The organism is Vibrio sp. RC2502 (genome assembly GCF_054850435.1).
This window is the reverse complement of the sequence record NZ_CM141453.1, coordinates 486276-510734: the sequence shown is the minus strand read 5'-3', so window position 1 is coordinate 510734 and position 24459 is coordinate 486276. Positions and strand designations below refer to the sequence as shown.

General features: G+C 44.5%; 21 protein-coding genes and 1 other annotated feature. Of the genes, 6 read left to right on the top strand and 15 right to left on the bottom strand.

Annotated elements, in window-relative coordinates; translation table 11 throughout:
- Window position 1 precedes the first annotated feature (1 nt).
- Complete coding sequence (gene brnQ, locus ACYJZR_RS02380; RefSeq protein WP_005459396.1) at window positions 2-1315, bottom strand: branched-chain amino acid transport system II carrier protein; 1314 nt, start codon at window positions 1313-1315, stop codon at window positions 2-4.
- A gap of 331 nt (window positions 1316-1646) precedes the next feature.
- Here brnQ and ACYJZR_RS02375 point away from each other — a divergent pair, with 331 nt between their 5' ends.
- Together ACYJZR_RS02375 and srmB are read left to right on the top strand one after the other, a co-directional pair.
- Window positions 1647-2366, top strand: a complete 720-nt coding sequence (locus tag ACYJZR_RS02375; protein ID WP_406966364.1) for a tRNA1(Val) (adenine(37)-N6)-methyltransferase — start codon at window positions 1647-1649, stop codon at window positions 2364-2366.
- Window positions 2367-2473: 107 nt separating this feature from the next.
- Window positions 2474-3697, top strand: a complete 1224-nt coding sequence (gene srmB, locus ACYJZR_RS02370; RefSeq protein ID WP_005479730.1) for an ATP-dependent RNA helicase SrmB — start codon at window positions 2474-2476, stop codon at window positions 3695-3697.
- A gap of 105 nt (window positions 3698-3802) precedes the next feature.
- Here srmB and yaaA read toward each other — a convergent pair whose 3' ends face one another.
- Window positions 3803-4579, bottom strand: a complete 777-nt coding sequence (gene yaaA, locus ACYJZR_RS02365) for a peroxide stress protein YaaA (RefSeq protein WP_025523242.1) — start codon at window positions 4577-4579, stop codon at window positions 3803-3805.
- Window positions 4580-4686: 107 nt separating this feature from the next.
- Window positions 4687-6120 carry an alanine/glycine:cation symporter family protein gene (locus ACYJZR_RS02360; protein WP_005459389.1) on the bottom strand — a complete coding sequence of 478 codons (1434 nt, stop codon included), beginning with the start codon at window positions 6118-6120 and terminating at the stop codon, window positions 4687-4689.
- A gap of 721 nt (window positions 6121-6841) precedes the next feature.
- On the opposite strand from ACYJZR_RS02360, the gene ACYJZR_RS02355 reads away from it, so the two are divergent.
- A complete protein-coding gene (locus ACYJZR_RS02355) occupies window positions 6842-7027 on the top strand; it encodes a DUF3545 family protein (RefSeq protein ID WP_005459060.1) in 186 nt (61 codons plus the stop codon).
- 230 nt (window positions 7028-7257) lie between these two features.
- Here the strand turns inward: ACYJZR_RS02355 and ACYJZR_RS02350 are convergent, their stop codons facing one another.
- The 3 genes from ACYJZR_RS02350 to nfo all read right to left on the bottom strand — a co-directional run bounded on the left by ACYJZR_RS02350 (window position 7258) and on the right by nfo (window position 9774).
- Window positions 7258-7809: a hemerythrin domain-containing protein gene (locus ACYJZR_RS02350; protein ID WP_005459058.1), complete on the bottom strand. Its 552-nt coding sequence runs from the start codon at window positions 7807-7809 to the stop codon at window positions 7258-7260.
- A 112-nt stretch (window positions 7810-7921) separates the two neighbouring features.
- Complete coding sequence (gene ung / locus ACYJZR_RS02345; protein WP_406966365.1) at window positions 7922-8602, bottom strand: uracil-DNA glycosylase; 681 nt, start codon at window positions 8600-8602, stop codon at window positions 7922-7924.
- A gap of 284 nt (window positions 8603-8886) precedes the next feature.
- Window positions 8887-9774 (bottom strand): deoxyribonuclease IV, encoded by an 888-nt coding sequence (nfo, locus tag ACYJZR_RS02340; protein WP_406966366.1) that lies wholly within the window; start codon window positions 9772-9774, stop codon window positions 8887-8889.
- 326 nt (window positions 9775-10100) lie between these two features.
- Between nfo and grcA the strand changes: the two genes are divergently transcribed.
- A complete protein-coding gene (grcA, locus tag ACYJZR_RS02335; protein ID WP_005459053.1) occupies window positions 10101-10478 on the top strand; it encodes an autonomous glycyl radical cofactor GrcA in 378 nt (125 codons plus the stop codon).
- A gap of 138 nt (window positions 10479-10616) precedes the next feature.
- Here grcA and thrC read toward each other — a convergent pair whose 3' ends face one another.
- The 3 genes from thrC to thrA are packed head-to-tail and all read right to left on the bottom strand — an operon-like array spanning window position 10617 to window position 15330.
- Window positions 10617-11897 carry a threonine synthase gene (thrC, locus tag ACYJZR_RS02330; RefSeq protein ID WP_461715838.1) on the bottom strand — a complete coding sequence of 427 codons (1281 nt, stop codon included), beginning with the start codon at window positions 11895-11897 and terminating at the stop codon, window positions 10617-10619.
- Window positions 11894-12850: a homoserine kinase gene (gene thrB, locus ACYJZR_RS02325; protein WP_020904214.1), complete on the bottom strand. Its 957-nt coding sequence runs from the start codon at window positions 12848-12850 to the stop codon at window positions 11894-11896. Before thrB ends, thrC begins: the two co-directional genes overlap by 4 nt.
- A gap of 20 nt (window positions 12851-12870) precedes the next feature.
- Window positions 12871-15330 carry a bifunctional aspartate kinase/homoserine dehydrogenase I gene (thrA, locus tag ACYJZR_RS02320; RefSeq protein WP_005479590.1) on the bottom strand — a complete coding sequence of 820 codons (2460 nt, stop codon included), beginning with the start codon at window positions 15328-15330 and terminating at the stop codon, window positions 12871-12873.
- 54 nt (window positions 15331-15384) lie between these two features.
- Window positions 15385-15504: a sequence feature (Thr leader region), on the bottom strand.
- A gap of 439 nt (window positions 15505-15943) precedes the next feature.
- Here thrA and ACYJZR_RS02315 point away from each other — a divergent pair.
- On the top strand, window positions 15944-16414 hold the full coding sequence (locus tag ACYJZR_RS02315; RefSeq protein ID WP_005486998.1) for a hypothetical protein: 471 nt from the start codon (window positions 15944-15946) through the stop codon (window positions 16412-16414).
- Here the strand turns inward: ACYJZR_RS02315 and ACYJZR_RS02310 are convergent.
- Together ACYJZR_RS02310 and ACYJZR_RS02305 are read right to left on the bottom strand one after the other, a co-directional pair.
- On the bottom strand, window positions 16411-16893 hold the full coding sequence (locus ACYJZR_RS02310) for a putative 4-hydroxy-4-methyl-2-oxoglutarate aldolase (RefSeq protein ID WP_025552947.1): 483 nt from the start codon (window positions 16891-16893) through the stop codon (window positions 16411-16413). The genes ACYJZR_RS02315 and ACYJZR_RS02310 overlap by 4 nt on opposite strands.
- A 53-nt stretch (window positions 16894-16946) precedes the next feature.
- Window positions 16947-17354 carry a DUF3293 domain-containing protein gene (locus ACYJZR_RS02305; protein WP_005497140.1) on the bottom strand — a complete coding sequence of 136 codons (408 nt, stop codon included), beginning with the start codon at window positions 17352-17354 and terminating at the stop codon, window positions 16947-16949.
- A 360-nt stretch (window positions 17355-17714) separates the two neighbouring features.
- On the opposite strand from ACYJZR_RS02305, the gene arcA reads away from it, so the two are divergent.
- Complete coding sequence (arcA, locus tag ACYJZR_RS02300) at window positions 17715-18431, top strand: two-component system response regulator ArcA (RefSeq protein ID WP_005479585.1); 717 nt, start codon at window positions 17715-17717, stop codon at window positions 18429-18431.
- A 67-nt stretch (window positions 18432-18498) separates the two neighbouring features.
- On the opposite strand, the gene ACYJZR_RS02295 is transcribed toward arcA, so the two are convergent.
- The 4 genes from ACYJZR_RS02295 to mnmL form a co-directional block, all read right to left on the bottom strand.
- Window positions 18499-18963: a hypothetical protein gene (locus ACYJZR_RS02295; protein ID WP_015296247.1), complete on the bottom strand. Its 465-nt coding sequence runs from the start codon at window positions 18961-18963 to the stop codon at window positions 18499-18501.
- A gap of 1 nt (window position 18964) precedes the next feature.
- A complete protein-coding gene (gene arcB, locus ACYJZR_RS02290; protein ID WP_017449171.1) occupies window positions 18965-21316 on the bottom strand; it encodes an aerobic respiration two-component sensor histidine kinase ArcB in 2352 nt (783 codons plus the stop codon).
- Between the two features lie 226 nt (window positions 21317-21542).
- Complete coding sequence (locus tag ACYJZR_RS02285) at window positions 21543-23288, bottom strand: sensor domain-containing diguanylate cyclase (protein WP_005455892.1); 1746 nt, start codon at window positions 23286-23288, stop codon at window positions 21543-21545.
- A gap of 34 nt (window positions 23289-23322) precedes the next feature.
- Window positions 23323-24282: a tRNA modification radical SAM protein MnmL/YtqA gene (mnmL, locus tag ACYJZR_RS02280; protein ID WP_021450207.1), complete on the bottom strand. Its 960-nt coding sequence runs from the start codon at window positions 24280-24282 to the stop codon at window positions 23323-23325.
- Window positions 24283-24459 lie beyond the last annotated feature (177 nt).

Below are 24459 nucleotides of genomic sequence, written 5' to 3'. Positions count from 1 at the left end.
TTTACGCCGCTTCTTCTCGTAGTTCTGGTTGAACAGATTTAGAGATGAAGAACATGCAGATGATAGCTGCCAGAGTAGGAAGAACCCAACCCATGCCCACTTCAAACAGCGGTAGTACGTTGAACGCAGATACATCCAAACCAGCAACTTTCGCTGCATCAACAAGTGCGAATAATAGTGATACTAGCAGTACCGCACGGTATGCAAAGCGAGGATTTGGCAGCTTGCTACGAACAAAGGTAAGAGCAACCAAAGCAATCGCCACTGGGTAAAGGGCAAACAGTACAGGTACAGAGAGCGAAATCAATTGCGCTAGACCAACGTTAGCAACTAGAGCACATACAGCACCGTTGATTAGAACCCACTGCTTGTATGACAGTGATGTCTTCGAGCTGAAGAAATCAGAACATGCTGAAATCAGGCCGATAGCCGTTGTCAGACACGCTAGCAATACAATCACAGAAAGAACGATTTGACCGTAAGGGCCAAACAACGCTTGAACGTACTGGCTTAAAATCAGACCACCGTTGTCTGCGCCCGCAGCAACTGTTGCACTGGTAGCGCCTAGGTAGAATAGCGAAATGTAAACAAATGCTAGACCAGCCGCAGCGATACAACCTGCAAAAATCAGGTACTTAGTCGTCGCAGAACGCTCCGTGATGCCTTTGCCGCGCAGTGCATCCACCATCAACATACCAAACATCAGCGATGCGAAAGTATCCATGGTGTTGTAGCCTTCAAGGAAGCCTTTGGTTAGTGGCTGAGTTAGGTACTCACCGCGTGCACCAATCATATCGCCTTGAGGATCTAGGAATACTGCAACAGCAAGAATGATCAAACCGACAAACAGCGCTGGAGTCAGCACTTTACCGATCAAGTCGATAAGACGGCCTTGGAACCAAGAGAACAGCATTGCAACCGCAAAAAAGATCACAGAGAACGCGGTAAGGTGCGCTTGAGAAGCTTCAACAAAGAATGGCTTCACGGCCATCTCGTAAGCCACTAGACCTGTACGAGGCGCTGCAAACGCAGGACCAATAATGATGAAGATAAGTGCTGCCATCAATACTGCTGCTTTTTTCGGAAGATCTTGAGTCAAGTGATCCCATGATCCACCTGCAACAGCAATAGCAACAATAGTAATAAGAGGTAGACCTACCGCTGTTAGCAAGAAACCGAACATCGCTGGCAATAGGTTTTCACCCGCGAGCTGACCCGCTAGAGGTGGAAAGATGATGTTGCCTGCACCTAAAAAGAACGCAAATAGCATAAAGCCTACTGCGACAATATCTGTTAGTTTTAACGTCTGCTTCACAGATAACCCTTTTCTTTATTTAATGAATGTTGTGTATGCATCGACCACTTTTTTGTATACCCAAAAGTTAATGAGTATCTGTGGTTCAATCTATAAAATTTTCGCCGCATAATGACGAAAGACTCATCATTTGGCAACCTTTAAGAAAAAAACACCATATTAATTTAGTTTTTAAACTTAAAAGCAGTGTATCTAACTAGATCAAAAGAACCGTACAGTTCTTTATCTCGATCAATTAACCATACAATTTAATAACCAACAAAACAACAATCTATACAAATAAGAAACAATAGAGAATTTCACTTAAATATTGAGCAGATAAGAAACAATCATGAAGAGCGGAAAATTTCAAACTAAAGGCTTCAAGTTTAAGCAGTTTTGTATCGAAGGAGGCGAAAGTGGCATGCCGGTGAGTACCGACGGCGTGATGCTAGGCGCGTGGATGGAAAGTCCGAGCCCTGCCCATATCTTGGATATCGGGACAGGAACAGGGTTACTCGCTTTGATGTGTGCTCAACGCTTTCCTGACGCAAAAATTACCGCCGTTGACATCGAAACCACAGCGGTTGAAGCCGCAAGCCACAATTTTTCGCACTCGCCGTGGCACGACCGACTCTCAGTTCAGCATACCGATGTTTTGAGTTTTTCGCCGCCGCAACGCTTTCAACGCATTGTTTGCAACCCACCCTACTTCAACACTGGTGAGCAAGCTAAACAAAGCCAGCGAGCAACCGCAAGGCATACCGACTCCCTACGCCATGATGCGTTGCTTAAGTGTTGTTATCAGTTGCTAGATGCAGAAGGAAAAGCCAGCTTTGTGCTGCCAATCACCGAAGGGGAGCTATTTATTGAACTAGCATTAACCCAGGGTTGGGCTCTATCTCGACTGTGCCGCGTGCAACCATCGGAAAAGAAACCCGTGCACCGTTTGCTGTTTGAACTGGCAAAGCAACCTTGCGAGACTCAAGAGTCACATTTGATCATTCGCTCATCAGACGGTTACAGCGATGATTTTGTCCGCTTAACCCACGAGTTTTATCTTAAGATGTGAAATAACATGTGATCCTTATCACCAATCACTTTATAATGTGCGACCTTTTTATATTCTATGCTGCTTTGGCGAACCATTAACCAAGCTTTGCTTGTGGAGAACTCATTGTGATCAGAACCTTTGCTGAACTTGATCTAGACCAAAACCTACTTGAAGCCATTGAAGAGATGGGCTACGAACGCCCAACTAAAATTCAGGCAGAAGCGATTCCACAAGCGTTGGATGGTCGTGACATTCTAGCGTCAGCGCCAACGGGTACTGGTAAAACGGCAGCCTTCGTTCTGCCAGCATTGCAATACTTGCAAGATTTCCCTCGTCGTAAACCTGGGCCTGCGCGTATTTTGATCCTTACGCCAACTCGCGAACTAGCTATGCAGGTTGCCGACCAAGCTCGTGCTTTGGCAAAGAACACTAAGCTGAACATCTTCACGATCACAGGCGGCGTTCAATACCAAGAACATGCAGACATCCTAGCAACTACGCAAGACATCGTAGTTGCAACACCAGGCCGTCTACGTGAGTACATTGATGCAGAACGTTTTGATTGTCGTGCTATCGAATGGCTGGTTCTCGATGAAGCAGACCGCATGCTGGACATGGGCTTTGCTCCAACGGTTGACCGTCTGTCGAATGAATGTCGCTGGCGTAAGCAAACCCTTCTGTTTTCAGCAACATTAGAAGGTAAAGGCGTAGAAGGCTTCACAGCTGACCTACTGAACGAGCCAGCAGAGATCGACGCAAAATCGCCACTGCGTGAGCGTAAGAAGATTGCTCAATGGTATCACCGTGCTGATAGCGCAGAACACAAACTGGCTCTGCTGAAACATATCATCACAGAGCAAGCTGAGCGCACTATCGTGTTCTTAAAAACTCGTGAACGCTTGGCAGAGCTACGTGCACAACTTGAGAGCGCACAAATCCCGTGTTCGTGGATTCAAGGTGAAATGCCTCAAGATCGTCGTAATAATGCCATTGCACGTTTCCGTGACGGTACTGTGAACGTGCTACTAGCAACAGACGTTGCGGCGCGTGGTATCGACCTTCCTGATGTTTCTCACGTTATCAACTACGACATGCCGCGCACGGCTGACGTATACCTTCACCGTATCGGCCGTACAGCTCGTGCAGGTAAGAAAGGTAACGCAATCTCAATCGTAGAAGCGCACGACCAGCCAATGATGGATCGCGTAGCACGTTACGTGAAAGAAGACATCAAAGAGCGTTTCATTAAAGAGATGCGCCCTAAGCACAAGAAACCTGTGTTTAAGAAGAAAAAGAAAAAAGAAGACAAGAAGAAAACAGCGAAAAAGAAAACCGCTAAGAAGAAGTAATCTTGTTGAGGCTTAAAAAGCCCAAATAGAAATAACAAAGGGTTGGCAGTGCCAACCCTTTTTCGTTTATGTAGCTTTCAATCAATAACGCGTATTACGCTTCAATCAGTTTTGCTCTTCGCGTTTAAATACCAAGTCTGTTGGTGTCGACTCTTCCTCAACGAAGTAGTAGCCAGCGGTATCAAACTTCGTTAAGTCCGCCACGCTCTCAATGCGATTTTCGATGATGTAACGCGCCATCATGCCACGCGCTTTCTTCGCATAAAAACTGATCACCTTGTATTGACCATTCTTACAGTCTTTGAAAATTGGCGTAATCACTTGTGCATCCAAGTTCTTTGGCTTCACCGCTTTAAAATACTCATTCGACGCAAGATTGATCAAAACATTGTCGCCTTGCTCAGCAATCGCTTCGTTGAGCTTGTCGGTAATCACATTGCCCCAGAACTGGTACAGGTTGCTTCCTTTCTCGTTCGCCAGTTTTGTCCCCATCTCCAGACGGTATGGTTGCATTAAGTCGAGCGGTTTGAGCAGACCGTACAGACCAGATAGCATGCGTAAGTGTTTTTGCGCGTATTCGAAGTCCGCATCTGATAGTGTTTCAGCTTCCAAGCCCGTGTACACATCACCTTTAAACGCCAAAATGGCCTGACGCGAGTTTTCCGTTGTGAACGTTTCGCTCCACTCTTGGAATCGCCCGACGTTCAGATCGGCTATCTTGTCACTCACTTTCATTAAAGAGGCAACATCAGCAGGCGTCAGTTTGCGGCAAACGTCGATCAATTCTTTTGAATATTCAATTAACTCTGGTTGAGTAAATTTTTCTGTCGCTAACGGAGACTCGTAATCGAGGGTCTTCGCTGGAGAAACTACGATAAGCATGACTTTCACTTCCCTAATTTTGTTTTTTATTAGGGTACAAAAAAAGCCATGCATTGTCTGCATGGCTTTACGAATCGTCTTAATAGCTTTTAACGATAGGAGAACACTTAGTCTTTCTTAGTGTTGTCCCAAATACCGTCTTCTAGCTGAGACTTAAGCTCAGGGAAATCGTTCGCATCGAACGTTGGTACTTTACCTTCGCCTAGCTGGCGGTTGTAGTCTTTCGCCAGTTTGATCACGATGCCCGATAGCAACAGAATCGCTACCAAGTTAACAATCGCCATCAGACCCATCGAAACGTCAGCTAACGACCAAACCACAGGAAGAGACGCTAGCGCACCAAACATTACCATGCCCAGAACCACAACGCGGAAGATGCTTAGACCAGCTTTATGGTTATGTTCCAAGAAGATCAGGTTCGTTTCTGCGTAAGAGTAGTTCGCGATGATTGAAGTAAACGCGAAGAAGAAGATTGCAACTGCAACAAAGATGCCGCCCCAATCACCAACTTGCGAGCTCAATGCACGCTGAGTTAGCTCAATACCAGTAACTTCCGTTGCTTGACCTACATACTCGCCCGACATCAGGATAATCGCTACTGTTGCAGAACAGATAACAATCGTATCCATGAACACGCCTAGCATCTGAACGTAACCTTGAGATGCTGGGTGCGGTGGGTAAGGCGTTGCCGACGCTGCCGCGTTAGGCGCAGAACCCATACCCGCTTCGTTCGAGAATAGACCACGTTTGATACCGTTGATCATTGCTTGTGCAATCGCATAACCAAGACCACCCGCTGCTGCTTCTTGCAGACCGAATGCGCTCTTGAAGATCAGCATCAATACATCTGGTAGTTTCTCTAGGTTTGAGAATACAACGAACAATGCAAGTACTAGGTATAGCAGTGCCATGATAGGAACGATCAGCTCAGCTACTTTCGCGATACGCTTGATACCACCGAAGATAACTACAGCTGAAAGTGCAACAACAGCAATACCAACGTATAGGTCATTCCAACCAAATGCGTTGCTCATTGCGTTTGCAATTGAGTTCGCTTGTACGGCGTTGAATACCAAACCAAAAGCGATGATTAGGAAAACAGAGAACAACACGCCCATCCAACGCATGCCCAAGCCTTTTTCCATGTAGTAAGCAGGACCACCACGGTAGTTGCCATCATCATCTTTGGTTTTGTATAGCTGCGCCAGAGTACTCTCTGCAAACGACGTTGCCATACCAAGCATTGCGATCAGCCACATCCAGAAGATCGCGCCAGGGCCACCCGCAGTCAATGCAACTGCAACACCCGCCATGTTACCAGTACCTACACGTGCAGCAAGACTAGTACAAAGCGCTTGGAAAGAAGAAATACCAGCTTTGTCTGCTTTACGACTGTTCTTAAGAACAGAGAACATGTGGCCGAAGTGGCGGAATTGGATGAATCCCAATCGAACGGTGAAGTAGATTCCTACACCTACAAGAAGATAAACCAGAATCGAACCCCAAAGGAGGTCGTTCATCAAATTGATTAAGTCTGTCATGTGTACCTCAAAGTGAGTTGCGCCAGTCTGTGCGTCCGAGCCATCCACCAGATTGCCTGCTAAGTGTCAAAGTGTGCTTAGCTTTTTGAATAATGTTTATGCGCAATCTAGAATCGTAAACGTCGCTTCATGCATCCATTTTACGTACCAGCGTATTTTTTGACGGGCGGATAATGCAACCTAGGAACGCAAAAATCAATATGCAACCATTACAATAACATTGTTATTTTTCACTATAAAGTCACCAAAAAATAACATAAAAAGAGGACTTAACACCCCAAACACGCAACATTTCAATTACCAACATCCAACATAAATAATTACACCGACATTAATAGAACAGCACTCCATAAAAAACGAACCAGGCTAGTATTCACAAGGTGTTACATAAAATTATCTTCGCCGCCAGAGAGGTAATCGAACACTATTTCATCAAACACATTTTATGCAACTTCAACCTTTGCTTAGTACTCTAATTGAACGCATCAAATTAACATTGAAAATCTCTTCATTTAATCGTTTTCCCTTTCTCGTTTGTACACTTTTTATTCAATTATTCACGAAGCAAAATGTGATTTTGAGAGAACTTTTGTACGAAACTGTCATGTTACCGACACAAATGCGAAATATATCATGGTTATTCTCACACCTATTGTGGTACTTAAAAAACTCCACAAGGACTGGTTACAACAGTTTAGATAAAGAAGGGTAAAGGTGGCTTATGGAAGGCTTTCAACTAGATGAGATTTTCAATCTGGATACTACCTCAACAACAAGATCTCGCGCTAAACCAGTAAAAAGAAAGTGGCGTGAAATAGAAGAGATGAACGACAGACGTAACTTACTTAAAGAACTACGTGAACTTGATGTTTGCAACGACTACAGCTTAGACGACATCAAACTCTAATTTGAACAAAAGGCACCCTAACGGTGCCTTTTGTTTTTGTATAGAGTAGGGTTACATGTTCTGATTCTCTACGTCTAAATGTTTACGTGGACGGAATTCTTACTCAATGAGAATTATCCGTTCTTTTTATCGAGAATTGGTTATGTTGAATTTCCATTCAATTCTCAAAGAATAAGAATTACCACAAATAAACCCGAGCAAGATTTATAGATACTCGGGCTTTGAGTGAGTTAAACAAACTCCATATCGCTTTGACGAACGCGCTCGGCAAGCTGTTTGTAGCGATCCGCAATCGTGTCACCAAATACAGGGTCGTCTTCGCTCTCGGTCCACAGACTTTCAACGTGTTGCCAGTCTTCAGTAGTAAAAAGCTCTTCAATTAATGGCAGGATTTTTCTCTCTTCGAGCTCAAGGTGACGCTTTTGCGACTCAATGAAATCTTCTAGCTGAGCAATAAAGATGTCTTGAGGAACAACCGCATCTTGCAAAATCATCTCAATGAGCATCGAAAACTCTTTGGTCTTCTCGGCAAGCTCTTGGTGCTCTTTCTCCAAGTTTTCCATGGTTTGTTGCTTACCGTAATGCTTGAGGAAATGATGGTAGAGAATATCTTCTTTCGGATGATGAATTTTTTCCGAATGGTTTGAGAGGTAATCAACAATCTCGCTTACTAGCGAGTAATTAATGGCGTTTTCTTCTTTTATTTCGTTGAGTTTATGGCGCAATATGGCCAGCAGGCGAACCATGTAGCCGTGTTCGCGTCGAATTCTTTCGATCATCATAGCGTCTCTCCTTAACACCTACTTTCAATAAGTGTACATGAGAAATTCGCTACCAGCTTCGAGCATGCTCAAAAAAACAGCGATCATAGCACCATGATCGCTGTCTCTTCTTTTATACCGTTAACGGTAAATGCCAGTTGATTGGCTCTTTTCCTTGCAAAGCAAGTAATTGGTTTGCTTGGGAGAAATGCTTACAACCCAAGAATCCTCGATGAGCAGACAATGGCGATGGATGCGGCGCGGCTAATACATGGTGCTTCGAGCGGTCGATGAAACGCCCTTTCTTCTGAGCGTGAGATCCCCATAAAAGGAACACGACCCCATGCTGATGCTGGTTTATCGCTTCAATCACTCGGTCTGTGAATGTTTCCCACCCTGTTTTAGAGTGTGAGTGCGCTTTGCCTTGCTCAACCGTCAAAACCGTATTGAGCAACAATACGCCTTGCTCTGCCCAGCTTTGCAAGAATCCGTGCTGAGGGATCTGGAATCCTTCGATATCTTGAGCCAATTCTTTATACATGTTCACGAGCGACGGTGGCGTTTTGATTCCTGGAAGCACAGAGAAGCACAAACCATGCGCCTGATTTGGACCGTGGTATGGGTCTTGTCCTAAGATCACCACTTTCACATCGTTAAACTCAGTGAAACGAAATGCGTTAAAAACATCTTTTGCTGGCGGGTAAATCGCTTTGCCTGCTGCTCGTTCTGCTTCAACAAAATTCAACGTGTCTACAAAGTAGCTCTGCTTTTTCTCTTCGCCGATCACATCGTGCCAAGTGGGTGACTGATTCATGGAAAGTTCCTGTCCTAAATTTTGCTTCTATTCTAACGAGCGAAACCCAAACAAACAAAAAACTTACCACGAACTTGAGAACAGCAATAAAAGACTAATGCTTCTGCGGCGTTCTAAAATGACCTTGCCCAGTAATGTGGCGATTAGGCATCGGCAGACGCAGTACGCGGCGACTGTAAGCATAGGGAGCAAAAGAGAGTGGTCGAGACATAGTGGCATCCTTCTTTCTTAATTCAAATTGACTTAAGCGACTAAGAAAGAAAGGTGCCAACTTTGCGATTACATTATTGGTTGTTAATAGCGGCTAAATGAAACTGGCGCAGTGTGTTGATCTCTTGCTGCCAGATGTCCGGATCAATTGTTTCTAAAATCAGAGGGATACCATCAAAACGAGAGTCTTTCGCAATGTACTCGAAACAATCCCACCCGATCTCTCCTTTACCTAAAGAATGGTGACGATCCACTTTGCTAGCAAACTCTACTTTTGAATCATTTAGATGCATTGCTCGCAAATAGTGCATACCCACAATACGGTCAAATTCAGCAAAAGTGCGTTCGCAATCTTCTTTTGTACGCAAGTCATAACCAGCCGTAAAGGTATGGCAGGTATCAATACAAACACCGACACGATCTTTATCTTCCACTTGCTCGATGATTTCAGCTAAGTGCTCAAACTTCCAACCAAGATTTGTGCCCTGCCCCGCAGTATTCTCAATCACCGCTACCACATCCGGTACAGTTTTGTGCGCTAAGTTGATTGACGCAGCAATCGTTGCCAAGCATTCCTGTTCAGAGACTTTCTTTAGGTGACTACCCGGGTGGAAGTTAAGCAAAGTCAGTCCCAACTGATTGCAACGCTCCATTTCATCGATGAACGCAGCGCGTGACTTATCCAACTTGTCCGCTTCTGGAGCACCTAAGTTAATCAGGTATGAGTCGTGCGGGAGAATATATTCTGCGCCGAAACCCAGCATTTTACAGTTCGCTTTAAATGCACTGATGGTTTTTGCTTCTAAAGGCTTCGCCACCCACTGGCGTTGGTTTTTAGTAAATAGTGCGAATGCATTCGCGCCAATTTCGCGAGCTCTCAACGGCGCTTGATCGACCCCACCAGCAGCAGAGACATGTGCACCAATGAGTTTATTACCAAACTTGTTTTTCATGTTTGTCATTTAATCACTTTAGACTTTCAGTATCGCTACCCAAATACAGATAGTTGCGTTAATCAGTTTAAATTTTAAGCTCAATTTGTAGTAAATTTACAACAAATTGAGTTATTAAATATTTTTTATATTATCAAATAAATTGTAATTAGTATGTTTTCAAAGGTTTTATTGATTTAACTCAACAAAATCACCTTAATAAAAATGATGTTTTTGGTTGTTTTTTGACTTAAATCAATATTAAAATAGTGGATATTAGCTATATAATACTCAGCTCAACAAAAATTTGAAAATTAACACCAATAATCACCACGTAAGTGGTCTAGGAGATAGTGATGATCCAAGGTATCCAAATTACTAAAGCAGCAAACGACGAACTACTAAACTCAATCTGGCTACTAGATAGCGAGAAGAATGAAGCACGTTGTGTTGCTGCAGCAACTGGTTACGAAGCAGACCAAGTTATCGCAATCAGCGACCTAGGTGAATACGAAAGCCGCGAAGTAGCTATCGAAACTGCACCTCGCATCGAAGGTGGTCAACACCTAAACGTGAACGTTCTTAAACGTGAAACGCTAGAAGATGCAGTTGCTCACCCAGAAAAATACCCACAGCTAACAATCCGTGTTTCTGGTTACGCAGTACGCTTCAACTCGCTAACGCCAGAACAACAACGTGATGTTATCGCTCGTACATTCACTGAGACTCTATAATAGAGTACGCTCAAGTAAGTTTTAAAAACGGCGCTCAATGAGCGCCGTTTTTTATATTCGATTTCTGCCCGAGACCAGCCCTATAAAAACAAAAAGGCGGAGACAATGCCCCACCTTTTATCGCATATTCAGTTTTGGTTACTGAACGCGGCGTAATACTGTTTTTAGTGCATCAAAATCCGCATCAAGATCTTCAGACAACAACTCCATCGCAGCATGTTTAGCTAGTGGTGCAGGCAGTTCGATATCCGTCTGAAGAATATCATCTACAACCTCTTTGAACTTCGCTGGGTGCGCAGTACACAAGAACAGACCCGTTTCACCTTCTTGCAGTTGCTCTTCCAATACGCGGTAAGCAATCGCACCGTGTGGCTCACATAGGTAGCCTAATGCGTACAAGTCTTTTACTGATTGTGCGCTTTGTTCATCAGAAACTGCGCCTTTACCTAGTGTCTCTAGGCCCCACTCTTTCACGCGGCACAGCTCTTCGATACGCGGCCAGTTGTTCGGTTGGCTCACGTCCATCGCATTTGAAGTGGTTGCAACCGTTGGTTTTGGCTCCCATTTACCCGTTTCGAGGTAACGAGGCACCGTGTCATTCGCGTTGGTAGCAGCAATAAAACGTTTGATAGGTAAACCTAGCGCTTTTGCTAATAGACCTGCTGTTAGGTTACCAAAGTTACCGCTTGGTACAGAAACCACGAGGTTTTCACGCTCTTGCTTACTCATTTGCGCCGCAGCTTCAAAGTAGTAACAGATTTGTGCCATCAAGCGGCTGATGTTGATTGAATTTGCAGAGTTCAGACCGATCTCTTCACGCAGCTCCGCATCATCAAACGCTTGTTTCACCAATGCTTGACATGCATCGAAATCGCCATTGATTGCTACAGTGTGGATGTTTTTACCTAGTGTACAAAACAGCTTCTCTTGCAGCGGGCTGATCTTGCCTTTCGGGTAAAGAATCACAACATTAATGTCTTCCATTCCGTAGAAAGCATGCGCAACAGCTGCTCCAGTATCGCCTGACGTTGCGGTCAAAATAGTGATCTTGCCGCCATTAGAAACTGCCGCAAGGGATTGCGCCATGAAGCGGCCACCGAAATCTTTAAATGCTAACGTCGGGCCATGGAAAAGTTCTAGCGCGTAAACGCCTTCTTTTACTTGGTTGATTGGTGCTGGGAATTGGAATGCAGCATCAACCATTGCGTTAACTTGCTCTTCCGACAGTTCATCACCAATCAGTGCTGATAGAATCTTGGTGCTACGAGAAACAAAATCTTCTGCTAGCAACGCATCAACGTCTTCAAGTTTTGGTAATTCCGATGGGAAAAATAGGCCTTGATTACGACCTAATCCTTGGCGAACGGCTTGGCCAAAGGAAACTTGTTCATCATTTTCTTTTATATTGTAAAGCCTCATAGCTCACTTCCTGTTACTTTCGAACCCTGCTTATCTAAACGACAAACATGGACGAATCCTTCTTCGTTTTGTACGTAATTTTGTTCTAGCCAGCGAGCAACTCGCTCAGCGACATCTTTCTGTTTGCAAATACTGAACAGTGTCGGACCACTGCCAGAAATACCAGTTGCTAACGCGCCTGCTGATGCTGCGTACTGACGCGCATTCGCAAAGCCCGGAAGCAGTTTCTCACGATACGGTTCTGCGATCACGTCTTTGATCATTTTTGCAGCAAGCTCTGGCTGACCAGAGTGACATGCATGAATAAAGCCCGCAAGGTGACGGCCATGAGCAATGATATCTTGTCGACGATATTGAGATGGTAGAATTTCACGCGCTTCAGCCGTCGACACTTTAATGCCTGGATACGCCATCACCCAATACCACTCGTCAAAGCAAGGGACTTCTTGGCTGATGATGCCCAGCTCTTCAAGCATCAACTGAACACCACCAAGGTAACATGGAGCAACATTGTCGTAGTGAACACCACCCGAAATTTTGCCTTCCATTTCACCCATTAAAGCCAGTAATTCCGTTTCATTCAAAGGCTGGTCGTGGAATCGGTTTAGCGCGTCCAACGCTGCCACAATAGAACAAGCACTTGAGCCCAAACCAGAACCAATAGGCATGTTTTTCTCTAGCGTCATTTCAAGTGGTTTTAGCTCAATGCCTTTTTTGTCCAGTTCACGAGCAAACACCACCCAACAATCGTAAACGATGTTCTCTTTTGGATCGGTTGGTAACTTCGAAACAAAGTGCCCAGCAGTGTTTAGACTGAACGGCTCAGTCCCTGCTTTTACTTGAACTCGGTCACCTAACAAAGTGCCGTCAACTGGAGAAACTGCAGCCCCCAGCACGTCAAAACCTACGCTAACATTACCAATTGAAGCTGGGGCATAAACCACTACGCCCATATCACTTGCACTCATTCTTGTTATACCCCTAGTTTCCAACCTAAAGTACGCATTACATCCGAGAATACGCCTGCTGCCGTCACTTCTGTACCGGCACCGTAACCACGCAGCACCAAAGGAATTGGCTGGTAGTAGCGACTATAAAACGCCAACGCGTTTTCACCGTCTTTAATTTTGAACATTGGATCATTTTCATCGACAGCGGCCATGCTCACTGTGCACTTGCCATCATTAATTTCACCAACATAACGTAGCACTTTGCCTTCTTCTGCCGCTTTCGCAGATAACTCTTTGAAGTACGCGTCCGCTTCTGGCAAACGAGCCATAAATTCATCAACACTGCCTGAATCATCAAAGCCTGGTGGTAGCGCTTGGTCAACGACCACATCTTCAAGCTCTAATGACATACCTGCTTCGCGAGCTAGGATGAGCAGCTTACGCGCAACATCCATACCAGAAAGATCATCACGAGGGTCTGGCTCAGTGAAGCCATTTTCTTTCGCAATATTTGTCGCTTCGCTCAGGCTCATACCCTCGTCAAGTTTACCGAAGATATAAGACAGTGAACCTGACAAAATGCCACTAAATCGTTCAAGCTCATCGCCTGCTGCAATCAGGTTTTGTAAGTTTTCGATAACCGGTAGGCCTGCCCCTACGGTTGTTTCGTACATCAACTTGCGACGCGAGCTACGAGCGACATCTCGAAGCTGATGGTAGTACGCCATGCTTGCTGTGTTTGCTTTTTTGTTTGGTGTGACCACGTGGAAACCTGCTGCTAGAAAGTCTGCATATTGATTTGCAATGTCTTCACTAGACGTACAATCCACAAGTACAGGGTTGATAATGTGATTGCGCTGAACTAACGCGATTAAACGAGCTAGACTGAATTCTTCTGTTGCCGCAGACATGCGGTCGCGCCAGTGTTCTAGTGGTAAGCCTTCACTATCGAGTAGCAAGCCTTTGCTATTTGCTAAACCACACACTCGAATCACGATACCTTTTTCTGCCAGTTTGGATTGCTGACGTTGGATCTGATCCACCAGCTCACCGCCAACACCACCAACACCAACAACAAACACATCGAGGAAGTATTTGGAGTTAAATAGGTTTTCGTGACACGCTTTGATCGCCTCAGAAATTTTGTCTTCCGGAATCACCGCAGAGATAGCACGCTCTGAAGAACCCTGCGCAATCGCGACGATATTGACGTTCACTTCCGCAAGAGAAGAGAAGAAACGTGAAGCAACACCACGAGATGTACGCATGCCGTCACCAACCAAGGTAACGATAGAAACATCATCGATAAAATCAACCGGTTCCAATAGACCGTCTTTTAGTTCAAGCTCAAACGCATCCGCCAGAACTTGTTGAGCTTTCAGCTTATCATCGGCCTCGATACAGAAGCTGATGCTGTACTCAGACGATGATTGAGTAATCAAAACAATAGATACGCCAGCAGAAGACATCGCACCAAATACTCGGCTCGCCATGCCTACCATCCCCTTCATACCTGGGCCTGATACGTTAACCATGGTTAGGTCGTTAAGCGTTGTAATACCTTTGATCGCAAGATTATCTTCACCAGTATCTTGGCCGATAAGCGTACCCGCGCCTTGAGGGTTAAAGCTGTTTTTGATCAGACATGGAATGTGGAATTGCGCGATAGGAGCAATGGTCTTCGGATGCAGAACGGATGCACCGAAGTAAGAAAGCTCCATTGCTTCTTGATAGCTGAGTGACTTAAGCAGTCGTGCATCTTCAACCAATCGAGGATCGCAGTTGTAAACGCCATCCACGTCCGTCCAGATTTCACAACAATCAGCACGTAAACAAGCCGCTAATACTGCCGCTGAATAGTCAGAACCGTTACGACCCAGCGTCACCAATTCGCCTTTTTCATTACCCGCAGTAAAGCCCGGCATGATGTTCACATGATCTTTAGGAAGAGGATTTTGACGGAAGTTCTGTGTCGATACATCAACATCCACCATGGCTTCTAGGTGATCGCCTTTCGCATACAGATATTCAACAGGATCAATGAGGTTCGCTTTTTGCCCTTTGGCTTCCAGTACCGCCTTCATCAATTGAATCGAAACTCGCTCACCTTTACTGATGATGCGAGCATTGACGTTGTTTGGACACATACCAAGTAAGTTGATGCCGTGCACAAACTGACGCAGTTGAGAAAGAGAGGTTTTAACTTGGTTATCGAACGCCGCACCTTCTAGGTTAGGCAATACCGCTTGGATATCAGCAAAAAGCGTTTTAAACGACTCTTCCAACTCATTGATTTGCAGCTCAGCTTCACCATTGCGAAGTGCACCTTCAATGACTGCTACTAACTTATTCGTCGTTTTACCCGGCGCTGAAAGTACAACGGCCACTTCTTCTTGTTGAGCGTTATTGGCAATGATATCTGCCGCTCTCAAAAAGCGATCTGCATCCGCTAGTGATGAACCGCCAAACTTCAATACTCGCATCCCTTCCTCCGATGTATTTTCTTAATTTTTGTCTAAATTCTGTCTAAAAACGCATAAAAAAAGGCCTGTATCTTGTTGGATACAGGCCTTTTTTGTGAATTTCTTTCGCTCAGCAGCCTGCCCCAACATTTGTCGTGTCGGTAATAATAATGGTCGTGGTCATTACTACTAGGCTGTTAGATGGCATAAATAAATATTCAACGTTAATCGTGTTTGCTTATATCTACGTTTACCGAGTTTCCTATTCAGAGTCAACAAAAAATTGTTTATTTTCCAGTCTTCCAGAGGTTTATTCTGCGTAATGTCATTGATATATAAGTGTAATTACTTACGCTTGATTTTAAGAAAAACATCCTTGTTTTCTAACTTCAGGAGTTAATGCCATTAAACGAAGGGTGATTAGGAGCCATAGGTAAGCGGATCTTTCTCATAAAGCGCAAGATCAAACATTTAGACGGTGTTGTTTCTAGTTAACAACAACTTAACTGTGATCAATGTTCCTAGGATCGAATTATTTAGAAAATAGATGTGTTGGCTTTCATATTCTATGCTTTAATAGTGAGAAGCTTTTAGCAGATACTAATAAAAAAGTTAGACACAAGGAGTGGTGGACATGAAAAAATGGCTTTTTCTGTTACTGTTTTCAGTGTCTGGCGTTTCTTTTGCTAACGATCTCCCTCCCCTTCCAGGGAAAACAAGCGCGTCTCCTCACAAACTGTTTATCTCAAGCGAAAGTTACCAAACCGACAGCTTTGATGTATGGAATATTGATGGTGGCTACGCCTATGAACTTTTTGATTCTGTTGACCTTTATGTAGGTGCGCGAGTCAATAACTCTCCGACTCAAAACCAAAGCGGCTTTCTCAGCGGGATCAGCTACCACTTCAATGATCGTGTCACCGTAAAAAGTACCGTAAGATCTTACAAATCTGAGAATAGCAACGGCATTCAAACCGAAGACAGTAGCCTCGCTGCTGAACTTTCTAGCCGCGTGAAAATTACCGATAAGTTAGACATTCACGCGACGTTGGATTACCAAGATTGGCAACAAGGCTTTGAGGTAGGTTTAGGTTTCCGATTTTAAAAATCGAGTGCTTCTTTTGAAATCAACACCCCATTCCAATCGGCATAAACATGATGTTTTGGTTGAACAATTTGGTTCAGCATCGTTAACGTCACGTTGACTTCACCCACACCACGCTTTTCCGTTTTAAACGGGCATGTACCCAGCGCTTGCACTCCTATGTCCATTTGCGACATTTGTGCCACATCACGCACTGCTCCGTACACAATGATGCCTTCCCAACCATTTTCGATACCGAGTATCGCCAGCTGATCACCAAGCAGCGCTTTTTGGCAGGAACCGTGTCCATCAACAATCAAGACTTTGCCAGTGCCATCCTGTTCTAGAACTTCACGTACTTTAGAATTATCGTGATAGCAACGCACTGTGACAATTTCGCCATGAAAGGCGGTACGTTGACCAAAGTTCTGTAGTGGTAAATTCAGCAACGCCACTTGGTCTTCAAATTGGTCACAAATATCTGGTGTTATGTCTCTCATATTTCCTCCGTGAATTTGCTCGCTCGGGCATAACCCCAACGAGAGATATCCTGTTATACGAGCCTGTCGTTAATTTTTCCTAGCCAGTGTTTTTTGCTCGGTGCCGCGCACGCAACTAAGTAAAGATCACTATCTATCACATAGTAAATGGCATTTTGTTGAAACGCTTTTGCCAATCGCACAGCCTCTTCTAATGATATATCCGCCGCAAAACTCTCTTCACACCATTCAAAGCTGCGATCACCTACGTTAACGAGCACGTAATTCGCGTGTTTAAGTTGTTTTTCCAACTCTTGATTACTTATGCAGTTCTCTTTCTTTGACCGCAAATTACTGTAGGGGTTCCAAGCAGTTATCACCGCATAACTTGACGTATGCCATTCAGCTTCAAAATGAAAAAAAGATTCTGAATAAGCATTCCATAACGATACATCTATGTTCGTATTACTTTTTTCTATCATAACTCTTAAACGATTAATAACAGTTACATTTCATCAATTGATGTAAATCAACAAACTGAATGGAATTAACATTTGAGCATTGTTAGCATGCTGTTAACAATATAAAATCCGCTCCATATCTTAGGGTGTTTACGTTTCATGCCCTGCAAAGCAAGGAACTGAAAGGTAAACAAGCCCTATAGAATAAACGTCGCCATTGGATACTGGTGAGTTGGCAAAATTCCAAGGAAGGCGGATAGCTGAAAGAAGTGTTTTTTTGATCAACTTGATTTATTATCAAAATCACATTACCTGTATGTTATATTTTTGCCTAGAATTTATTCTATTAGCACAATTTTGTCACAAATTTAGGTACCGCCAATGCAAACCCCGCAGATTCTTATCGTAGAAGATGAGCAAGTAACTCGTAACACTCTTAAGAGTATTTTTGAAGCAGAGGGATACGCTGTTTTTGAAGCCAGTGACGGTGAAGAGATGCACCAAGTGTTGTCTGACAACTCTATCAACTTGGTCATTATGGACATTAATCTTCCAGGCAAGAATGGTCTACTGCTAGCACGTGAACTACGTGAGCAAGCGAACATCGCTCTGATGTTCCTAACAGGCCGCGACAATGAAGTAGACAAGATCCTAGGTCTTGAAATTGGTGCTGATGACTACATCACAAAACCATTCAACCCACGTGAATTGACTATTCGTGCGCGCAACCTGCTAAGCCGCTCAATGAGCACTAACGCAGTTCAAGAAGAAAAGCGCTCAGTAGAAAAATACGAATTCAACGGTTGGGTGTTAGATATTAACAGCCGCTCACTAGTGAGCCCTGCTGGCGATAGCTACAAGCTGCCTCGTTCTGAATTCCGTGCACTTCTGCACTTCTGTGAGAACCCAGGTAAGATCCAAACACGTGCTGATCTTCTTAAGAAGATGACTGGCCGTGAGCTTAAACCACATGACCGTACTGTCGACGTAACGATTCGCCGTATTCGTAAACACTTCGAATCAGTATCTGGTACGCCAGAAATCATCGCGACTATCCACGGTGAAGGCTACCGCTTCTGTGGAGACTTAGAAGACTAATTCAGTCTGCTAGAAATACGAAGGGCTTGCTCATTGGAGCAAGCCCTTTTTCTATGCGGGAAAGAAACTAATAAACCTTGTTTATCTTCACGTGCTTTTCAACAAGCCAACGTTGTTTACCCGCATCATCAAGCAGCAACGCCAAATCGACGGATTTATCTGTATCGGCTTCAACTTGCCAAGTAAACGTCACTTCCCACTGATTTTCGCTGTGAGTGCGAGTTTCCAAGTCCCCACCATCAATCATCCACTCGGTAGTACCCTGCTTTATAATCAGAGCCTCAGCAGTCAAATTCGCAGGCAGCTGTTTGTCGCCTTCCAGATACAAAGCACCTTGAATACTCAACTCTTGAACGTCTTGCACAGGTTCTTCCTCAATCGCAGGCATTAAGTTCACCCAAAGATTGCTCTTTAGTTCAACATTCACCTGATTCATCGTAATTTGGCTGCCTTGTTGCCAGTTCACTTGAGGAACAGAACTACAACCTACGAGCGATGCAATAAGTAAGGCTACGGGTGCAAGTTTCTTCATGTTATTTCCTTTGATCTAACCAACTTTTGAGTACCTGAATATCGTTTTGGTATTCATTCTTTATCTCTTCGACCCAGTCAGAAATATTTTCCCACCATGCCGGCATATCCGGTGATTGCGCTTTTTGAGCAACGCTTTGGATACGTTTAAGACCAATAGATCCTGCCGCACCTTTGATTTTATGCGCTTCAGAAACAATGCCATCCTGATCTTTTGCGGTCATGTTTGAGTCTAATACCTCAATGTAATCTGGCATCATGTCTTCAAACATCTTGATGCTGTCGTACACGGGTTTAACGCCGACAATATCCACATAAGACTCTAGCATATCCAGATCCAGTAGATGTGTCTCAATCACAGGAGAAGGCGCCGCTTCTTCCTTGACTTCAGGCTTAACAATCACCGCGGGTTTATCGACTCGATCAACAAAGAACTTATCTATCACTGACTGAATAGCATGCACAGCTAATGGTTTACTGATTGCGTCATCCATTCCATTTTCTAAGTACTCTCGACGATCTTTCATCACGTTCGCCGTTAACGCCACCAACGGAGGTAAGTGGTCATAATGCTCACGGTAGTACTTCGCCACATCAAACCCTGTCATGTCTGGCAGTTGAATGTCCAACAGCGCAAGGTCGTATTGATCCGGCACAAAGTTGACTAACGCTTCTTCCCCAGTCATCGCGACCGTCACGGAATGCCCCAAACTTTCTAGCAGCGACTTAGCCACCGTCACGTTAAGTTCAATGTCTTCAACCATAAAGATGTTGAGATGCACATTGTCGCGCTTTGCATCGATTACCGGCTCTTCGAGTTCAACAATAGGAACGTGAATCGACACAGTAAAAGTACTACCAAAGCCTTCTTCACTTGTGACCGTAATGTCCCCATCCATCATATTGATCAGTTGTTTCGAAACCGCTAACCCAATGCCTGTACCTACCGCATGCAAGTTGTCTTTGCCCGACTTAACTTGATAATACATAGCAAAAATCTTATCCAGTTCAGCTTCAGGAATACCGATGCCAGTGTCTTCGACTTCCATAATGATAGTCGCGAAGTCTTCTTCGACATCAGCGCTGACTGTCATCACAACGCCACCTTCTTTGGTGAACTTCATCGCGTTGCTGACTAGGTTCCAAATCACCTGACGTAAACGGGTCGCATCCACCTCGATCGCTTTTGGTAGGTCACTCAAACGTTCTAAGTCGAAACGCAGTCCTTTTTGTTCCGCCATGAGCGCCGAAATACTCTCTATCTCGGCGACAAAGTCTTCAAAGTTCAATGGCGCAGGTAACAGCTCAAGCTTGCGACGGTCGAATTTGTCCATATCGATGATGTCATTGAAGATATTCCCCAACGTAATCGCACTCACGTTGATCGTCTGCATGTGCTTACGCTGCTCTTCCGTCAGCGGACTATCAAGCAACATTCGACTCAGGCCAACAATGCCGTTTAACGGTGTGCGAAGTTCATGGCTAATTGTGGAGATAAACGTCGTTTTATCTCGGCTGGCTTTTTCTAGAGATTCTTCGTGACGCTTACGCTCAGTAATGTCTCGCCCAAAACCAACCAACCCCAAATGTCGACCGTCTTTGCTATAAAATGGTACTTTGCGCAATTCAAAATAGTGTTTTCGCCCATCAGGGTATTCCAACCATTGCTCGTAAGTGATCGCTTGGTTGTCGCTAAAGACTTTTTGGTCGGTATCTACGATTGGTTGCGCAATTTCTTTACTGTAGACATCCCACGGGCTCAAGCCGACAAGTTGATGCTCTTTCTTGCCCGTTAACTCTTCCATCGCTCGGTTACAACCAGAGAAGACGCCATCGGCATTACGGTAATAAATCAAATCAGGTGACGCATCGATGAATGAACGTAACAAGGCGGTACGCTCTGCTAACTCTAATTGCGTTCGCTCACGCTGGAAAACCTCATTTTCTAGATCCTGCATCGCCTCTTCACGCGCTTCTTCCGCTTTAATCCGCTCTTCAATCTCTAGATTGAGCTTTTCGATGTTCTGCTGTAGTTGGAAGTTCAGTTCTTGGTCACGTGAACGCATGTCTTTCAATTTAGAAACCAGCTTCGTCAATCGTTGACGAGACTCTTCTAACTGATCTACCACCACAGATAGGAAGTAAACGGCCCAGGGCGTGATTAACAAACCAAAGAAAACGGAACGTACGATGTCGATATCATCGACGCGCCCTTTGAGAGCCAAAGTGATACCAACTTGTACGACGACAGCAAGTGCCACCAGCGCTAGGGCTAACAAAATTGAAAAACGGACAATCCCTAGTTTCACCAGTAAGTCTACATAGTACTGGGCGAGATTTTTCATGGGCTTCATTCACTACTCCATGGCACAAGCAAGCTATCAACCCGACATATTGAAAACGGGCAGATGTACAAGGCCTAACGCAATTTAGGTCTGTTTGATTTTGAGGCATTCACCTTGATGAACTGGCGACAATCAGAGGATCACAGACGAGAACACAAGGTATAAGCAGTTTAACGTGTTTAATACGGTGATTTAAACCGCTTGCTATCAACTTAGAGCAAGCGGTCACAAAGCGCTAGAAGGAACTAGGGTGGATGCAGGTGCGATTACGGCCATCGGCTTTGGCCTGGTATAGCGCACTGTCGGCCATAGCGATGCCCATTTCAGGTTCATCACCATGCTGAGGAACGTAAGAAACAAAGCCGATACTCACACTCAGGTGCTCTGAAGCTTCCGAACTACCGTGCTCCATATCAAGCTGTCTAATTTGTTGATGAATGCGCTGAGCGACTTGCTCTGCGCCTTCTGTTGTCGTGTTTGGCAAGATAAAACCAAATTCTTCACCACCGTATCGAGCCACGCAGTCTGAAGAACGGTTGACCACTTGCTTGAAGACCGCCGCGACACGAATCAACGCCTCATCGCCTTGTTGGTGCCCGTAACAGTCGTTGTAATCTTTAAAGAAGTCGATGTCGCACAACATGATAGTCAAAGGCAATTTTTCACGAATGTGGTGATACCAAAGTACATGAAGACGTTCATCAAATCGGCGTCTATTCGCCACTTGCGTCAAGCTGTCCATAAAGCTCAATTTCTCAAGTTCAAGGTTCGCTTGTTCAAGTTTTTGCTCGGCAAGATAACGCTCTGAAATATCACGCGCCATGATAAGAACGCCATTCGTACCCGATGCCTTGTCTTTAAACGGCGATTTCACCACATCAAACCACGTAATATGGCCATCACTACTCACGACCTTATCGATGTACCTTACCGGTTCCGCTTGTCGTAGAGCGTGTAGGTCGCTCGTTTCCAACCGCGTGTACATTTCAACGGGAATGACATCTTGAAGACGCTTACCAATCAAATCAGAAACTTCCGATATACCTAAAGCGTTTACAAATGGCTTATTGCACGCTTGGTACACCATATTCTCATTAAAAATACCGATAGAGTCAGGGCTTGCATCTAAGATTGTTTGAAGAATGGTGTCACGCTGAGCCAAGGCGACTTCAGTGTCTTTACGACGTTCCATTTCATCACGTAAGTTCTGTTGAATCTTATGCCATTCCGTCACATCGTGACTAATAGACAACGTTCCGAGTAGCTCACCACTTGGCGATACTAACGAGCTTAAATTCACTTCAAGCAAGCAGCTGCGACCTTGCGTGTCCGTCGTCCATTTGCGTTCACTTTTACGGGTAGCGACTCGGCTCGCCGTTGCAGTGATGGCTTCTTCTCGTCGCCCCTCCCAAAACTGGTCAAAGGCACGATTCGTCGTCAATAAGTTACCTTGGCAATCTTGCAAGCAGATCAACTCGGACAGCGAATCTAGCGCTGAGCGAGCCATCTCTAACTGCGCCAACTCTTGCTGCTGCTCTTGTAAAGTGACTTGATAAGGTTGCGCGTACATGATCCAAACACGATGACCACGTAGCAAACTCTTTCGGCCGGACAATTCAACCTTAATAGATTCGTTTTCAGATAAACGCCAATCAAAGACTTGGTGACGGAAATAGCGACTGGAAAAACTATCTAGCAACGAAGAAAGTTTGTGAAGCTCAAACAAAGCTGGGTACAAAAAGCCTGTACCCAGTGAGCGAATGCCAAGCAACTGCATCGCTGCTTGATTCGAAAGTAGGATTTGTCCATGGCTGGCATCTAGCACCAGCACTGGATAAGGCGAATCAGTAATAAGCTGCTTAAGTGCGTTTTGGAAACGAAAGTAGATAAGTGCTATCGCAATCGCACTGACTATCGATAGCAGGACAATATATCCATAACTCTCCTGCCCATTCCAAAGCCAATTAAGTAACTGATCCATTTTTCCACCTATAAAGCAAACTGCTAAAAATATATCAGTTATTTATTGAGCAATCTGCTTTTAATTCCGGCTTCGTGTAGATAAAAGGTTTTCCTATTAAGCTGCCTTGAGCGCCATCTTTATTTAATGCGCGACCAATTTCAGTCATGGCTAACCAACGGTTTTCACACCAAAGCGGGGACAACAACGTTGGACGACGAGCTGCGGAAGAGACACGATGAAACACAACATCAGCGGGCGTCATACGAATCATTTCACTGGCAATCGCAACATATTCTTCCAATTCAGGAGCTTCTAATCTGCCAGCTCTCCAAGCTTTCGCCATCGTACTGCCTTCCACAATATGCAGGCCATGTAACTTGATGCCATCAGTGCCCACGGCCAGCACTTTTTGCAGCGTTTCAATATTATCATCGCGGGTTTCTTTCGGTAATCCAACAATCAAATGAGTACAAACTTTGATCCCTAAGGCTCGAGCTCGCTGAGTGATCTCCGCATAACATTCAAAATCATGTCCGCGGTTGATGCGTTTGAGCGTATCGTTATTTGCTGTTTGAAGACCTAGCTCAAGCCAAATTTCATAACCTTGGTTTACATAATCCGACAGCAAATCTAATACGGAATCAGGTACACAATCCGGTCGAGTGCCTACGCACAGCCCCACAATATCAGCAGCTTTGAGCGCTTCTTCGTACATATTTTTCAGTACTTGCACTTCTGCATAGGTACTGGTGTAAGCCTGAAAATACGCCAGATATTTCTTCGCTCGATGGATTTCCCCAGCACGATCTTTCAACTGTTCATGAATACTTTTGATTTGTACTTCTTCGTCAGCAAACGAAGCCACATTACAAAATGTACAACCACCTCGGCCAATCGTGCCGTCGCGGTTTGGGCAACTAAAGCCACCATGTAAAGTCAGCTTATGGACTTTTTCGCCGTAACGACGCTGAAGATCTTGGCCTAGTGTATTGACCAACTCATGTAACTGCATAGATTCTCACCAATAGTAAACCGTAATAAATCTCACTACGATTTATGTAACTAAATTACATCCCTGCAAGAAAAAACAAACAATATTACTCAATTCAAACAACTCCCAATCGGTGTGAAATCAATAAACTTGCATAAATACAGACAAAAAAGCGTCATGTTGCGTAAATGTTAAACT